The sequence below is a fragment of the Methylobacterium ajmalii genome, assembly GCF_016613415.1.
GTDB classification, from domain to species: domain Bacteria; phylum Pseudomonadota; class Alphaproteobacteria; order Rhizobiales; family Beijerinckiaceae; genus Methylobacterium; species Methylobacterium ajmalii.
On the sequence record NZ_JACWCT010000089.1, the window covers coordinates 86,904 to 100,378 of the forward strand.

A 13,475-nucleotide genomic window follows, 5' to 3' on the forward strand; every position below is an offset into this window, starting at 1 on the left:
CCTTGCCGACCGTCAGGCCGATGGCCTGCTTGCAGGGCACCGCATGATCGGGCCGCGGGTGCCTACGGCATCGGATGAATCAGCCCCGCCGCCATGGTCATCCATACCTTTGCAGAGGGTGCGATTATTAAATATCTGTTCGTGACATAAGTTCCAAATATTTTTGCGATTCGATGAAGATCAGTCGGTGGACGGACCGAAATATACGAATAACATATGTATGTCTTAATCGAGACAATTGTCATTGGATGATGATCGGCACGGAAGAGATCGTCACCCGGACCGGAAAATACGTCGCCATGCGGATGGAGGCACCGACCGGTCCGTCACGGGCCGCCGGCCGTCGAAACCGGGGACGGGATCCCGTAAGGCAAGCATCCGTACGGCGTGACGATCCCCACTCCTCGTAGCGGGCCGCGTCGGGCGACCCCGTCGACCCCCCGGCGGAGCAATCGCATCGACCATGTTTCTTCACATGCCCGACACCTTGATATTGGCATGCCCGAGAAAGACGCACCCGATCATATGATGAAATAATATAAATCGGCGCTATTCAGATGGTATCCAGGTCGATTTTTCGATAATACTCCTTCCGCGCTCGAGGGAGCGACATCAGTATCCGAGCGCTGCCGGGCATGGGCGCATGCCGTCTCGCGGGGTGTCGGCGCCGGCGGAACGGCCGACATCCGGGCGCGCCGACACCGAAGCCCGCAGGCTCGTCGGTGACTCGACCCGGCGTGTGACGCCCGCCCGCCGCCCATGGCGCATCCGGGCATCGATCAACCTCCAGCGGAGATCCGGGATGGCCGAGCGCGTCACGATCAAGCCCTACACTGGCCCTGCCGGCGGCTGGGGATCCGCCCGGTCGCTGACCGAGATCCTGCTGCGCGAGTAGATCCCGCTCTCCGGCGCCGCGATGCTGATGCATCAGAACAAGGCCGACGGGTTCATGTGCGTGAGCTGCGCCTGGGCCAAGCCCGAGAAGCCGGCCGTGTTCGAGTATTGCGAGAACGGCGCCAAGGCCACCGCCTGGGAGGTCACCCGCAAGCGCGTCACCGCCGACTTCTTCGCCAGGCACACGGTCACGGAGCTCGAAAGCTGGCGCGACTACGACCTCGAGGAGGAGGGCCGCCTCACCGAGCCGATGCGCTGGGATGCCGCGAGCGACCGGTACCTCCCGGTTTCGTGGCAGACGGCCTTCGCCGAGATCGGCGCCGAGCTGAAGGCGCTCGATCCGACCTCGGCCGTGTTCTACGCGTCCGGGCGCGCCTCCCTCGAGGCCTCGTACATGTACGGGCTCCTGGCGCGCCTGCACGGCAGCAACAACCTGCCCGACAGCTCCAACATGTGCCACGAATCGACCTCCGTGGCGCTTCCCGAGAGCATCGGCTCGCCGGTCGGCACGGTCCTGCTGAAGGATTTCGAGCAGACCGACTGCATCTTGTTCTTCGGGCAGAACCCGGGCTCGAACGCGCCGCGGATGCTGCATCCGCTGCAGGAGGCGAGCCGGCGCGGCGTGCCGATCATCACCTTCAATCCGTTCCGGGAACGGGGGCTCGAAAGCTTCACCAACCCGCAGGCTCCCCTGGAGATGCTGACGCGCTCCGAGACGCGGATCTCGTCGCAATACCTGCAGGTCAAGGCCGGCGGCGACCTCGGCGCGCTCTACGGGCTCTGCAAGGCGCTCCTCGAGGCCGACGAGGCCGCGCGGCGGGACGGCGGCGCGCCGCTCGTCGACGCCGCCTTCATCGCCGAGCACACGCGGGGCTTCGAGGCTTTCGCGGCCTCGGTCCGCGGCACGAGCTGGGACGAGATCGAGCGCCGGTCCGGGCTCACCCGCAACGCCCTGGCGCAGGCCGCCCGCACCTACGGCCGCGCCCGGTCGGCGATGGGCGTCTACGGCATGGGCCTCACCCAGCACCGCATGGGCGTCGAGACTGTGCAGGTTCTCGTCAACCTGCTCCTCCTGCGCGGCAACATCGGACGGCCGGGCGCAGGCATCTGCCCGGTGCGCGGTCATTCGAACGTCCAGGGCCAGCGCACGGTCGGCATCACCGAGAAGCCGGAGCTGGTCCCCTCCGACAAGCTCAAGGCGCTCTATGGGTTCGAGCCGCCGCAGGAGAAGGGCCTCAACACGGTCGAGGCCTGCGAGGGCATCCTCGACGGCTCGGTGCGCGCCTTCGTGGCGCTCGGCGGCAACTTCATCCGGGCCGTGCCCGAGACCGTCCTGATGGAGGCGGCGTGGCGCAAGCTGCGGCTCACCGTTCAGGTCTCGACGAAGCTCAACCGCAACCACGTGATCCACGGGGAGATCGCCTACATCCTGCCCTGCCTCGGCCGCATCGAGATCGACGCGCAGCCCGGCGGGCGGCAGGCGGTGACGATGGAGGACTCGACCGCCTGCATCCACGGGTCGAAAGGCTATGCCGAGCCGGCGAGCCGGCATCTCCTCTCCGAACCGCGCATCGTCGCGGGCATCGCCAAGGCGACGCTCGCGCCCAATCCCCGCATCGACTGGGACCGCTGGGCCGGCGACTATGCCAGCGTGCGCGACGCCATCGAGGCGACGTATCCGAGCGAGTTCAAGGACTTCAATGCCCGGATGTGGCAGCCCGGCGGCTTCCGCAGGCCGATCCCGGCCGCTGGCCGGGTCTGGCGGACGCCGAGCGGCAAGGCGCATTTCGTCACCCCGCGCGGCCTGTCCGCCGATCCCGACACCGAGCAGGCCGATCCCGAGGTGATGCGCCTGATCACCATGCGGTCGAACGACCAGTTCAACACCACGATCTACGGCTACGACGATCGCTTCCGGGGCGTGAAGGGTACCCGCATGGTGCTGTTCATGAACCGGCGCGACATCGAACGCCTGGGCCTTCGCGGCGCCCCGACCGTGGATCTCGTCGGCGCGGCCGATGACGGCGTCGAGCGCCGGGTCGCGGGTTTCCGGGTGGTCGCCTACGACGTTCCCGAGGGCTGCATCGGCGGCTACTACCCCGAATGCAATCCGCTCATCCCCCTGTGGCACCATGCGGAGCGCAGCAAGGTCCCGGCCGCGAAGTCCGTCCCGGTCCGGATCCGCGCCGGATAGCGATCCGGGCTAAGTGTCTCTCACAACACTCCCGATCACCGCCTCGGCTTGCTGTGGCAGCGACATTGCGGCGGGGGTTTTGTGTGGTGCACCAAGAGCCGGAAACCCGGAGCCCATCCCGGCCGCCCCGCACGAGCGAGCCGATGCCCCGGCGGGGCCGCAGCGGACGGGGTGCCGATCAAAAGACTCCAGAGCAGCGTCCGATCGCACCATGATCGGGCGATGCCCTGGCGTAGCTGCTACGCCGCAGCTTCGCGATAATAAATTTCATGACATTCAAATGATGATTTTGCATCGCCCCTCTATGGGCGCGAAATATTTCAATGTCACGTGGCTGAACCATCCTGATATTCGGCAAGTTGTCGTTGATACGACTCGAAAAATCGTCAGCGGAGCATGCACATGACGGAAGAAAAATCGGGCCAGGACAGCCGCCAGGGCAAGCCTGGCAAGCCCGTGCTCTATGTCCTGATCGCCAGCTTCGGCTTGGCGTTGGTCTCGTTCGTCGCTCTGCTGACCTGGCAAGGCGCGAATGCGCCGACAGACGTGAGCCAGACCGCATCGCGACAGCAGGGCACGGGTTCGGCGAGCGGGCCGTCGAATGCAGCGACGTCGGCGAATTCCAGTGGCGTGCCCGCCGGCAACCCGGCCTACCCGCAACCCGCGTCGCGCAGCAGCAATCCGTGACAGCCGTCGCGACCGGGAGGAAGCCCGCGCCGCCCTCGAACGCGGCTCGACCGACAGGCGGTATCGAGTCTTCGTTCGAGCGGGAGAGATCGACGACGGGTGGCGAACACTCTCGAGGCGGTCTTCAACGCTTCAAGCGGCCGAGCAGGCAAAGGTACGATCATGTCTCATAGCATCAGTGCACTGTACGAGAGCCACAGCAATGCGAGTTCCGCGCGCCGGACCCTGATCGCAGCCGGCCTGGCGCGGGACGGGATCCGGCTCATCGTCGGCGCCCCCTCCTCTCCGGACGATCGGGACGAACCCGAAGAGCTGATTCCCGGCGCGGACGCCTTGTGCCGGTTGTTCCAGGAGATGGGGCTGCACCAGGAAGAATGGGCCGTGTATCGCAGAGCAATGGCGTGCGGCGGAGCGATGCTGAGCTTCCCCATGCCGGAAACTGGAGGGGAGCGCCTGATCGACATTCTGAAGGATCACGGCTCCCTCGACGTGGAGGGGCGTATCGCCGCTTGGCGCGCGGAAGGCTGGGGGGGCACGTCACCCGTCTCGACCGAGGGGTGGGGCGGCTATTCCGCGACATCGACCGGTGGCCGGCATGTCACTGTCGGCCGATAGCGGCCGCGACAATGGCGGCACTCCCAGGGATCGTATCCGGCGCCGCGAGCGGGGGCATCCCCACTGGTGATCCGGCGCCCGCGCGGCAGCCTCGCCGGTATATGCGCTGTACCCACCGGCCGTCCCCTCGCGGCGCTCCGGTCCGGGCCGGTGATCGGCACCGCGAGGGGAGCCGCCGACCGTGCCTCGACCCTCGGCCTCGGCGTCAATCTCGCGGAAGGGGGCGAGCCTCGTCGAGGTCCGGCAGGTCCCGATCGGTTTCCGACCGCGCCGTGTAGTGCGGATCGAGCTGAGTCGTGAGCAGATCGCGGCCCTCGCCGGTGTCCTTGCTGATGGCGAGCAGGGAGTTGTAGGACCGATCGTTGTCCCGCAGGGACGCGTTCAGGACCTCGTGGGGCGCCAGGTGCCGGCAAGCCAGGCGCTGAAGCATCGCAATGATGTCGACCTCCGTCGCGAGCTCGAAGCCGATCGTGCTCCTGAAAAAGATCTCGACGCCGCTCCGGCCTTCGATCACCCAGACGCGTCTCGGCTCATCCGACATTCGGTGCTTCTCCTTCGATGCCAACGGATGCACTCCTTGCGCGCGCGAGACCGAGGGGGGCGGGTGTAGGTGACGTCCGGTCTGTGCAACAGACCTCGCTTGAACGATCTCACGCAGGGATCGTCTTTCGCGCTCGGAGAGGCGGCCTTAGGCTGCAACCCTGACCAGATATTATCCAGATAAAATCGAAGAAAACGGTGGTATGTTGTATTTGGTGATTAATTTGTGTTGTATTCCAAGCTCGTCATCGGTTGTTTCTTACAGGTGCTGATGGCTGGGAGAGGCGCGCGCTTCCACCTGCAAAGCGAAGGGAGGGCTGCCTTGGTCCCCACATCGAGCCACCCGGCAGACATGCTCGTTTGCAAGCTGGGCAGCATCGCGCAGCTTTCCGACGAGGAGCGCCGCGCCGTCACGCACCTGCCCATGACGGTCAGGGTGTTGCCTGGCGGGCACGATATCGTGCGCGAGCACGACCGTCCCATGCAGTGCTGCCTGATCCTGGATGGCTGGGCGAGCCGCTACCAGTTGTTAGCCGAGGGCAGGCGCCAGATCTTCTCGTTCCATATTCCGGGCGACATTCCCGACCTGCAGTGCTTGCACCTGCGTGTCATGGACCACAGCCTGTGCGCCTTGACGCCCGTCATGCTGGCGTTCATCCCCCACGAGGCGATTCGCGACCTGACGACCGGGTATCCCGGCATCGCGGCGACGCTCTGGCGTGATACCTTGGTCGACGGTGCCGTCTTCCGGGAGTGGATGGTCGGAATGGGCCGTCGGTCGGCATGCCAGGCGGTCGCGCACCTGTTTTGCGAGATGTATGTCAAGCTCGAGGCCGTCGGGTTGGCCGAGAATCACCGCTACAAGCTGCCCATCACGCAAGTCGACATCGCCGACGCGCTCGGTCTGTCGAACGTGCACATCAATCGTGTTTTACGCCAGTTGCGCGAGGAAAATTTGGTCGTGCTTCGGAATGGCTGGCTCAATATCTTGAACTGGCCGGAACTCGCCAAGATCAGCGAGTTTGATCCCTTGTACCTCCACGTGGACCGACTGGCAGCATGAGCCTCCGATTTTAGCATGTCCCGATCGCAACGGGCAGCCGCGACACGGAGAGCCGGCTCGTCCTTCGCCGACGGCTTCCTGGTCGCTGTGCTGGTCCGCCTCTCCGAGGATCACGGGGTGGATGAGGGAAGGTGGTTTCTCGAGGCGGGCTTCGGCCGGGTCGATGACCAGGGCCAGCCCACCTTCGCCGACCTTGATGAAGCGCAGGCGTGGATCCAGCATCGCCTCGACGGGCAATGAGCCGGTCGCCGGCCCTCGCGCTTCGGGCGACACGACGGACAAAAGGCGTGCGCTATCCGTGAGAAATGCTAGGCCGCGCACGGGTTTCGCTGTCCTCGAGCGACATGGCTCTGCCTCGCGCGGAGACTCGGCCCGATGTCGCGCGAGCCTCGGCCCCGAGGCATGGCAGAACGGAAACACGGGAAGAGCGCGCATGCCGATCCGCCGGGAGCACCAGATCACCCGCCAGATGCTTCGAGATGAGCCCGACACGCTCTGGGTGTTCGGCGATACGCTGATCGGAAAGAGCCTGGGCGGCCAGGCGGCGGAGATGCGTGGCGAACCGAACGCGGTCGGCATCGCGACCAAGCCGTTGCCGGCCATGGACCCGGCCGCCTACTTCACGGACGCTGATATCGAGACGTTCCGCAGGGCTGCTGAACCCCCGTGTCGCCGACTCGCCGATCACCTCCGGTCCGGCGGCATCGTCGTCTGGCCGGCGGCAGGAATCGGGACGGGTCTGGCAGATCTGGAGCGACGCTCGCCGCGGATCTGGGCGAGCCTGGAGGGGACTCGTGAGAGCCTTGAGAGGCTGTGAACTGCCCGTTTGCCTACGGAGAGGGAGCCAGCGCTCCCAGCGTCACGGCCGTTTCGGTGGCAGGGTCCATCTCCTCGACGTCGATTGCCCAGCCGAACTTTGCCGGATCGGCCCTCCTCCGCCGGATCATGAGAAGGCCGCCCCATCGGGCGGCCCCTCCCTGCCCTCGTTACAGGCCCAACAGGGCACCGGTGGTACCGGCGACCGTCATGGCGAGTCCTCCGACCAGTACCCCGATCATCGCGTAGGAGAAGGCCCGCAAGAGCATGGCCTGGATTCCGTCCGGCCCGATCAACAGCGATACCCGCCCGCGGTCTGACCATACTGCTTGACCGGGAAGTTCTGCTGGTTGGCGTTGCCCTCCGAAGCCGAGCTCATCGGGCAGGCGCCGTAGAAGGGCACGCTGGTATCGGCACGGCCGCCGATCGAACCTGTCGTCTCGACGTCGTCGCTCCAGAACGGGTCCGAGGGGGAGCTCGACTCGAACGCCATGGCGGATGAGAGCGAGGCGATGCCAAGGACGAGCGCCACGGCGAATGAAGCGATAGTGTTTTTCATGTCTTGTGATGTTCCTTGGTCCAAATCACGGACGATCCGGTGAACTGTCGTCCACGTCGATAAGATTCTCATGCAGAAAATTCCCATGTAGCGATGTGTCTATGCGCACTCACAATATCGGAACAAAGCCAGATGGGGCGGATATCGAACTGAAATGGCGAGTAATTTTCGCTGAAATCGCGACTTTGGCAAAAATATGCGAGATCAAATCAAAGACATCCTCATGGCGACTGCCAGGATGCCGACGCGCTGAGCCGTCTCGACCCCGGTGAGCCGAGGCTTGATTGACGGCCTGGCCGGCGACCGCGCGCATCGCGACGCCGAAGAGCGAAGGAGTGGGCGTTCTCCCAGGGCGAACTCCGCACCGCCCGGCGTGGTCTGCCGTGTCAGAAGAAGGGCCGCCGTCAGGCGGCCCTTCGCTGGATCGGCAGGATCCCGGGGCGTCTCGCCCGGGCTCCGGCACCTCTCAGCGGACGACCGGAGCGGTCTGGTCCACGCCGGAGAACGCCTTGCCGGCCTCCTCGATCGCCCGGACCGAGCCCTCCGCGATGACCCGGCTGTCCTGCACCATGTGCTGCAACCCCTCGCGGACCAGCTCGCTCTGGATTGCCGTGAACTGCTGCACCGATGACGCGCGCGTCAGACGGGTCAAGCCGTCGATGTTACGCTGCCACTGCTTCTGGCCCAGTTCGAACCAGTTGCGGGACGCATCCTGCACCGCCTGGGTCAGGACCGTACCGCACCGCGTGACCGCCTCGATGTTCTGCTGGGACTGACGGGCAAGGCGCTCGCTGTCCTGCCCGGTGAAGCCGAGGACGCGCGTGAACCGATCGGCAGCCTCCCGGGCCTGCTGGGATGCGGTGTCGACGTTCTTCTGCACGATCTGCTTGGCATCGTCGGACGCTTTTGCGCCGAGATCGGCCATCTTGCTCATGCCGTCCCGAGCCGCCTCGGTGAATTGAGCGCCCTGCTCGCTGGTCTTGTTCATGCTTGCCTTGACGGCGTCGGTGAGCTTGTCGGTCTGCTCGGCGTGCTTGTTCGACGTGGCGCTCTGATTGATGCCCATGGGAGTTTCCTCGTTGTTTCGTGGAGGTGCACCGGAAGAACCACCGCACCCGCCCGGCGCATCGGCCGGGGGCTGCGAACTTCGATGGTTTTTTGCTGCACTGCATCCATATCGGTGCGAATTGGTCAGCTTCAAGTGCGGCGCACAATAATTAAACCGCCGGTTTCGTCGGTAAACAGCATCAATATTCATGGTTTAGGTGTAAGTGCATGGTTGCGCTGCACAATCTCGTATCAGCCGCGACGATCCCGGAGCTGATGGTCCAGGTCCACCTCATTCGTCACGAAACCTTCGATCGATCGGCCTGCGCCGGCCTGGAAACGGCGGGATCGGCCGGGGAGGGGAGCCCGGCCGGGCGTCCCATCTTCCGGTCGAGGGCGAGCAGGACCGGGGTGACCATGATGCCGTGCATCAGGATGGAGATCAGAACGGTCAGGCCGGCCGTCGCCCAGAGCAGGTCCGTTTGCTCGAATGGGGCATGACCGATGGCGAAGGACAAGTAGTAGACCGTGCCCAGCCCGCGGATTCCGAAGAAGCTGACGACCGCCCGCTCCTCGCTGCGCCGGGCGCTGCCCAGCAGGCTGATCCAGCCGCTCAGCGGACGGACGACCAGGAGCGCCAGCAGGGCGAACGCGACGGCCGGCCAGGTCAGGGCGTGCAGGAGCCCCCCGCCGACGAGGACGGCGCCGAACCCGACCAGCAGCACCATCATCAGGATGCGCTCGAGTTCCTCGGCATAGTCGTGCATCGTGCGGTGGTAGTCGTGCCCCCGGTTGGAGGCACGCAGGGCGAGGGCGGCGGCGAACACGCCGACGAAGCCGTAGCCGTCGACTGCCTGGACGCCGCCATAGGCGATGCAGGTGACGCCGAGCGCCACGAAGCCGTCGCCGGTGCGGGACAGCTTCGAGACGTTCGGAAGATGGAAGGTGAGCCAGCCGAGCCCCCGGCCGATGACTGCGCCAAGCACGGAGCCGACGACGATCTTCCACACCACGTCGACTGCCAGCCAATGCGACCAGGACAGGCCGGCGAGGCCTCCGGTTCCCGCCATGGCGATGGCGAGGTTCACGAACGGAAAGGCGAGCCCGTCGTTGAGGCCCGCCTCGGAGGTCAGTGCGAAGCGCGGCTCGTCCTCGTGCTCCTCGGCCGGGTGACCCACCTGAACGTCGGAGGCGAGCACCGGATCGGTCGGGGCGAGCGACGAGGCGAGGAGCAGGGCCGCGGCGCCTCCGAGCCCGAGCAGGGCCGATCCCAGGAGAGCGAGCGCCAGGATGGTGAGCGGCATGCCGACCGCGAGCAGGCGCCATGTCACGGCCCAGCGCTTCCAGCCGATCATGCGGTCGATCTTCAGGCCGGCGCCCATCAGCGAGATGACCACCACGGCCTCGGTGGCGTGCTCGATGAGCTTGAGATGCAGGCTCGGATGGGGCGTCAGGTCGTAGAGCGTCGGAACGGCCGACAGGGCGGCACCGATGCCGACACAGCAGATGGGGAGCGAGAGAGGCAACCGGCGCAGCACCATCGGCAGCCACGCCGTCAGCAGCACCATGACGCCGAACCCGGCGACGACGACGATGTAGATATCCATTGGTAGCCGAACGGCGCCCTCTGTCGCCTCGTTCCTGGTCGTGTCGTCTCTGCGACTTTGAGAGCATCGGTGATCAGGTGGCTCTGGCGTCCCCGGAACACGAAGGCCTGGCCCGAGAAGGGATCGCGCGCCAGATTGTCCTGGACGAGGGCGGCCAGCCCGTCGAAGCCCTTGCGCATGTCGGTGTGCCCGGTGCCAGCCAGACGCCCGAGCCGGACGGGACGGGGGTTATCGACCGAGCAGCGCGGCGATCGCGCCCTGCAGGCGCGTCAGGTCCGCCCCGGTTGCGGCCCGCACCCGATGCCCGCCGGCCAGCTCGATCTCGACGAGACCCGACCCGGCCGGCACGTCGGCTGTGGCCGTAGCTGGAGGTGGCAGGGCGAGCGGGATGTAGGTCGATGGGGCTGCCGCAGCCGAGGTCCGCTGCTCGGCCAGCAAGACGCGCCGCCATCGGAACAGCAAGCTGGAGTGCAGACCGTGCCGGCGGGCTACCTCCGAGGCTGTCGTGCCCGGATCGTCCGACTCGGCCAGGATGGCGCGCTTCTGCTCGGGCGACCAGACTTGGCGCGTGCCCGCAACAACGCCATGAGGAGAGTTGGCCATAGGTCCAGACACAAGGCCGATACAACGCCATCTGACATCAGACACCGTAGCCAGAGCAAAACACTACAGGCACAAGGCCGCCGCCACCAGGAGCTTACCTTGAAGGCTATTTCCAGAATCTGGATATCCACTGCCTTCAATCGCGACTATCAAGTTGCCGTGCGGTCGACCTAAGCGGGGGTCAAGTAAACATCGCTCAATCAAATCAGGAGATAAATGTTTGGTCCCGGAGTTTGGTGGTGCGGGTCATTCGTGAACCTGGACGGGTCGTCTGTCCAGGCTTTGCAGATGGCCTCGTAGGGGGTGAGGCCGCGCAAGGTCTTGACGCGACGTGCGAAGTTATAGGCTGCGACAAAGTCGGCGAGGTGCTGTCGAAGTTGATCGTGGCTGTCGCAATGAAAGCGTTTCACGGTCGCTTCCTTGATCGTCCGGTTCATCCGCTCGACCCGCCCGTTCGTCCAGGGATGACGGGGCTTGGTCAAGCGGTGCTCGATGTCGAGATTAACGCAAGCTCGCTCGAAAGCATGGCAGCGAAACGGCACCTTCTCAGCCCGCATGGCTTTGATGCCTTCGGGCTTCCAACCATCGCCGTTCGGATCGGTGATGTGTGTGCCATTGTCGGTGAACACAATCTGGATTTTGTAGGGAACAGCGGTGGCAAGGGCTTTGAGAAAGTCTCCCGCAATGCGGCGTGTCGCCTGTTCATGCAACTCGACGAACGCGAAATTTGACGCTCAATCAATTGTCATGAAGAGATAGATTTTGCCTTCCTGTGTTCTGATTTCGGCGATATCGATGTGAAAACAGCCGGTCGGATAGCATTTGAACTTGGAACGCTTCGGCTGCTCATCGCTCGTGTCTCGCAACCGTGAGATGCCATGGCGCTGCAAGCAACGATGTAAGGACGAGCGCGTCAGATGCGGGATCGTTGCCTAGAGCGCGTAGAGGCAATCATCCAGCGGAAGGAGAGTGTGGCGTCGGAACGCCACGATGACCGCCTCGTCCTCGCTCGACAGCACCGTGGATTTCGGTTCGCTCGGTCCTGTCTTGCAGTCTGCGGTCGAGCTCCGCTTCTCCCATTTGGCGACGGTCTTGGGATTGATGCCATAGCGCGTCGCGAGCTGCCTCGAGCTGTCTTGACTATACTGGATCGCTCGACGGATTGCCGCAGTCGTTGTGGTGCTGCCGTGGTGAACCTGGCCCATAGCGCATCCTTCCACTCGCACGTGAAGAGTGCATCATCAAACCCTGGGATCAAACGTCTAGAATGCCGCTGCGCGGCGTGAAGCAATTCTTCGAGCCGAAGACCGGGAAGACCTACTCGTACCACCGGGCGAGCGGCACGCCGATCAAGGCCGAGTGGGGTACCCCCGCCTTTGCGATCGAACTCGACAAGGCGGATCGCGCATGGCGCGAGAAGAAGGTTCAGGACGGCACCTTCGGCCACCTGATCGACCAGCACCGCGCCGCTCCGGAATTCACCCGGCTGAAGCCGCGCACCCGGGCCGACTACGACAAGGTGTTCGATTTCCTGGAGCCGCTGCGGGCGATGCCGCTCGACCGGCCGTTCATGGTCGGACTGCGCAACAAGGCCTATGCGAAGCACGAGCGCCGGCTCGCGAACGACGTCGTGCAGGTGCTCTCGCGGGCCTGCGGCATCGGGATCGGCCTGCTGAAGGAGAACCCGGTCGACCACGTCGAGAAGGTGCGCAGGGCGACGGGGGAGAAGAGCCTGAACCGGCCGTGGACCTCCGGCGAGCGCGACGCGGTGCTCGCCGAACTGCCGGCACCGCTGAAGGGCCCGTTCGCTATGATGCACTACCTCGGGGTACGGCTCGGAGACGCGCGCGGAATGCGGCGCGATGCCTACCAAGGACGGGATGATTTCGTTCGTCACCGGCAAGGGAGCGGTGGAGGTCGCGGTACCCTGCCCGGAGCCGCCGGCCCGCATCCTCGACGCGCAGCCGGATCACGCCGCACATCTGTTCTCCGGCTCTGATGGCTCGCCGTGGTCCGAAGGCGGGTTTCACGCGAGCTGGCGCCGGGTGCGGCTGCGGCTCGAGAAGGAGGGAAGGTCAAGCCCGGGCTGACGCCGCACGGACTCCGGGACTCGGTGGCAACGGACCTGCGCGAGCTCGGCAAGACCGCGCGCGAGATCGCCGACATCCTCGGCCAGAGGACGATCTACGCCGTGCCGACCTACGCTCGCAGCACGGACATGCGGCGCTCGAACAAGCGCGTGATCGGCGATCTGTATGGAGAGAAGGAAGACCCAAGCGGAGAGGGCGGCGCACCCGATCGCTGAGCAGGTCCTTGTGTCAGGCGCCTAGAGCGGGTGTCTACAACAGCACCACAAAACCCTAATGAGGTAGCGATTAAGTCGCTAAGTCATTGAAAACCTGATGGCTGGGGGACGTGGATTCGAACCACGACTAACGGAGTCAGAGTCCGCTGTTCTACCGTTAAACTATCCCCCAACGAGGCGGTGGCTGCTTCGGGTCCAGAGGAGCGTTCCGTCTGGCCGGGCTGGCCGGTCACCGCCTGCGGTGCGGTGCTGATAGGCTGGTTCGCCGGACCGGTCAAGGCCTTCTTGCGCGTGTCGTCCAGCCAGGGCGGCGGCCCGAGGATGGGGAGGGGAGAGGGGTACGGCCCGCAAGGTCTCGGCCGGTCCGGATGCGGGCGCGATCGCGTCACGATCGGGGGCCGAACGGTGACGGGGCGGTCGCGGTCGGACAATACGCAGGGCGATCACGGACGCGACCGCAGCCCGACCGGTCGCGGGCGGTCGTTGACCGGTCCCGGTTCGGAGGAGGGCGGCCGCGATACACAACTTTTCCTTGGAGGCTGCGG

13 protein-coding genes, 1 tRNA gene and 2 pseudogenes are annotated in these 13,475 nt (G+C 65.2%); 8 read left to right on the top strand and 8 right to left on the bottom strand.

Features of this window, described 5'->3' with window-relative positions; genetic code table 11:
- Positions 1-802: 802 nt before the first annotated feature.
- The 3 genes and pseudogenes from HPY23_RS17190 to HPY23_RS17200 all read left to right on the top strand — a co-directional run bounded on the left by HPY23_RS17190 (position 803) and on the right by HPY23_RS17200 (position 4,390).
- Positions 803-3,088, top strand: a pseudogene (locus HPY23_RS17190) (FdhF/YdeP family oxidoreductase).
- Positions 3,089-3,490: 402 nt separating this feature from the next.
- The gene (locus tag HPY23_RS17195) at positions 3,491-3,775 is read left to right on the top strand and encodes a hypothetical protein (RefSeq protein WP_091886731.1); all 285 of its coding nucleotides are present in this window, start codon (positions 3,491-3,493) and stop codon (positions 3,773-3,775) included.
- 99 nt (positions 3,776-3,874) lie between these two features.
- Positions 3,875-4,390: a hypothetical protein gene (locus HPY23_RS17200; RefSeq protein WP_139234953.1), complete on the top strand. Its 516-nt coding sequence runs from the start codon at positions 3,875-3,877 to the stop codon at positions 4,388-4,390.
- Between the two features lie 205 nt (positions 4,391-4,595).
- On the opposite strand, the gene HPY23_RS17205 is transcribed toward HPY23_RS17200, so the two are convergent.
- Positions 4,596-4,931, bottom strand: coding sequence for a hypothetical protein (locus HPY23_RS17205; protein WP_091886409.1), 336 nt, complete (start codon positions 4,929-4,931; stop codon positions 4,596-4,598).
- A gap of 228 nt (positions 4,932-5,159) precedes the next feature.
- Here HPY23_RS17205 and HPY23_RS17210 point away from each other — a divergent pair, with 228 nt between their 5' ends.
- The 3 genes from HPY23_RS17210 (at position 5,160) to HPY23_RS17220 (ending at position 6,810) form a co-directional block, all read left to right on the top strand.
- A complete protein-coding gene (locus HPY23_RS17210) occupies positions 5,160-5,993 on the top strand; it encodes a Crp/Fnr family transcriptional regulator (RefSeq protein ID WP_236012501.1) in 834 nt (277 codons plus the stop codon).
- A gap of 117 nt (positions 5,994-6,110) precedes the next feature.
- Complete coding sequence (locus HPY23_RS33880) at positions 6,111-6,233, top strand: hypothetical protein (RefSeq protein WP_338101092.1); 123 nt, start codon at positions 6,111-6,113, stop codon at positions 6,231-6,233.
- A 193-nt stretch (positions 6,234-6,426) separates the two neighbouring features.
- Positions 6,427-6,810 (top strand): DUF7831 domain-containing protein, encoded by a 384-nt coding sequence (locus HPY23_RS17220; RefSeq protein WP_091886406.1) that lies wholly within the window; start codon positions 6,427-6,429, stop codon positions 6,808-6,810.
- A 291-nt stretch (positions 6,811-7,101) separates the two neighbouring features.
- Here the strand turns inward: HPY23_RS17220 and HPY23_RS17225 are convergent, their stop codons facing one another.
- From HPY23_RS17225 to HPY23_RS17250, 6 genes and pseudogenes are all read right to left on the bottom strand, one after another.
- Positions 7,102-7,368: a hypothetical protein gene (locus HPY23_RS17225; protein ID WP_091886403.1), complete on the bottom strand. Its 267-nt coding sequence runs from the start codon at positions 7,366-7,368 to the stop codon at positions 7,102-7,104.
- A gap of 466 nt (positions 7,369-7,834) precedes the next feature.
- The gene (locus tag HPY23_RS17230) at positions 7,835-8,434 is read right to left on the bottom strand and encodes a phasin family protein (protein WP_060847220.1); all 600 of its coding nucleotides are present in this window, start codon (positions 8,432-8,434) and stop codon (positions 7,835-7,837) included.
- Between the two features lie 280 nt (positions 8,435-8,714).
- Positions 8,715-10,022 carry a cation:proton antiporter gene (locus HPY23_RS17235; protein WP_082742511.1) on the bottom strand — a complete coding sequence of 436 codons (1,308 nt, stop codon included), beginning with the start codon at positions 10,020-10,022 and terminating at the stop codon, positions 8,715-8,717.
- On the bottom strand, positions 9,971-10,201 hold the full coding sequence (gene tnpB / locus HPY23_RS34100; protein WP_091886399.1) for an IS66 family insertion sequence element accessory protein TnpB: 231 nt from the start codon (positions 10,199-10,201) through the stop codon (positions 9,971-9,973). The genes HPY23_RS17235 and tnpB overlap by 52 nt, the downstream gene beginning before the upstream one ends.
- A gap of 49 nt (positions 10,202-10,250) precedes the next feature.
- Positions 10,251-10,625, bottom strand: coding sequence for an IS66-like element accessory protein TnpA (tnpA, locus tag HPY23_RS17245; RefSeq protein ID WP_200601528.1), 375 nt, complete (start codon positions 10,623-10,625; stop codon positions 10,251-10,253).
- 200 nt (positions 10,626-10,825) lie between these two features.
- Positions 10,826-11,830 (bottom strand): annotated as a pseudogene (locus HPY23_RS17250) (IS481 family transposase).
- Between the two features lie 62 nt (positions 11,831-11,892).
- On the opposite strand from HPY23_RS17250, the gene HPY23_RS17255 reads away from it, so the two are divergent.
- A complete protein-coding gene (locus HPY23_RS17255) occupies positions 11,893-12,624 on the top strand; it encodes a hypothetical protein (RefSeq protein WP_091886393.1) in 732 nt (243 codons plus the stop codon).
- A 114-nt stretch (positions 12,625-12,738) separates the two neighbouring features.
- The gene (locus HPY23_RS17260; RefSeq protein WP_091886390.1) at positions 12,739-12,930 is read left to right on the top strand and encodes a hypothetical protein; all 192 of its coding nucleotides are present in this window, start codon (positions 12,739-12,741) and stop codon (positions 12,928-12,930) included.
- Between the two features lie 98 nt (positions 12,931-13,028).
- Here HPY23_RS17260 and HPY23_RS17265 read toward each other — a convergent pair.
- Positions 13,029-13,102: transfer RNA gene (locus tag HPY23_RS17265), tRNA-Gln, on the bottom strand.
- Positions 13,103-13,475 lie beyond the last annotated feature (373 nt).

Coding starts and splice junctions, on each gene's coding strand:
- HPY23_RS17195 (WP_091886731.1), top strand. CDS start 3,491: ATGACGGAAGAAAAATCGGGCCAGGACAGCCGCCAGGGCAAGCCTGGC.
- HPY23_RS17205 (WP_091886409.1), bottom strand. CDS start 4,931: ATGTCGGATGAGCCGAGACGCGTCTGGGTGATCGAAGGCCGGAGCGGC.
- HPY23_RS17220 (WP_091886406.1), top strand. CDS start 6,427: ATGCCGATCCGCCGGGAGCACCAGATCACCCGCCAGATGCTTCGAGAT.
- HPY23_RS17225 (WP_091886403.1), bottom strand. CDS start 7,368: ATGAAAAACACTATCGCTTCATTCGCCGTGGCGCTCGTCCTTGGCATC.
- HPY23_RS17230 (WP_060847220.1), bottom strand. CDS start 8,434: ATGGGCATCAATCAGAGCGCCACGTCGAACAAGCACGCCGAGCAGACC.
- HPY23_RS17235 (WP_082742511.1), bottom strand. CDS start 10,022: ATGGATATCTACATCGTCGTCGTCGCCGGGTTCGGCGTCATGGTGCTG.
- tnpB (WP_091886399.1), bottom strand. CDS start 10,201: ATGCGCAAGGGCTTCGACGGGCTGGCCGCCCTCGTCCAGGACAATCTG.
- tnpA (WP_200601528.1), bottom strand. CDS start 10,625: ATGGCCAACTCTCCTCATGGCGTTGTTGCGGGCACGCGCCAAGTCTGG.
- HPY23_RS17255 (WP_091886393.1), top strand. CDS start 11,893: ATGCCGCTGCGCGGCGTGAAGCAATTCTTCGAGCCGAAGACCGGGAAG.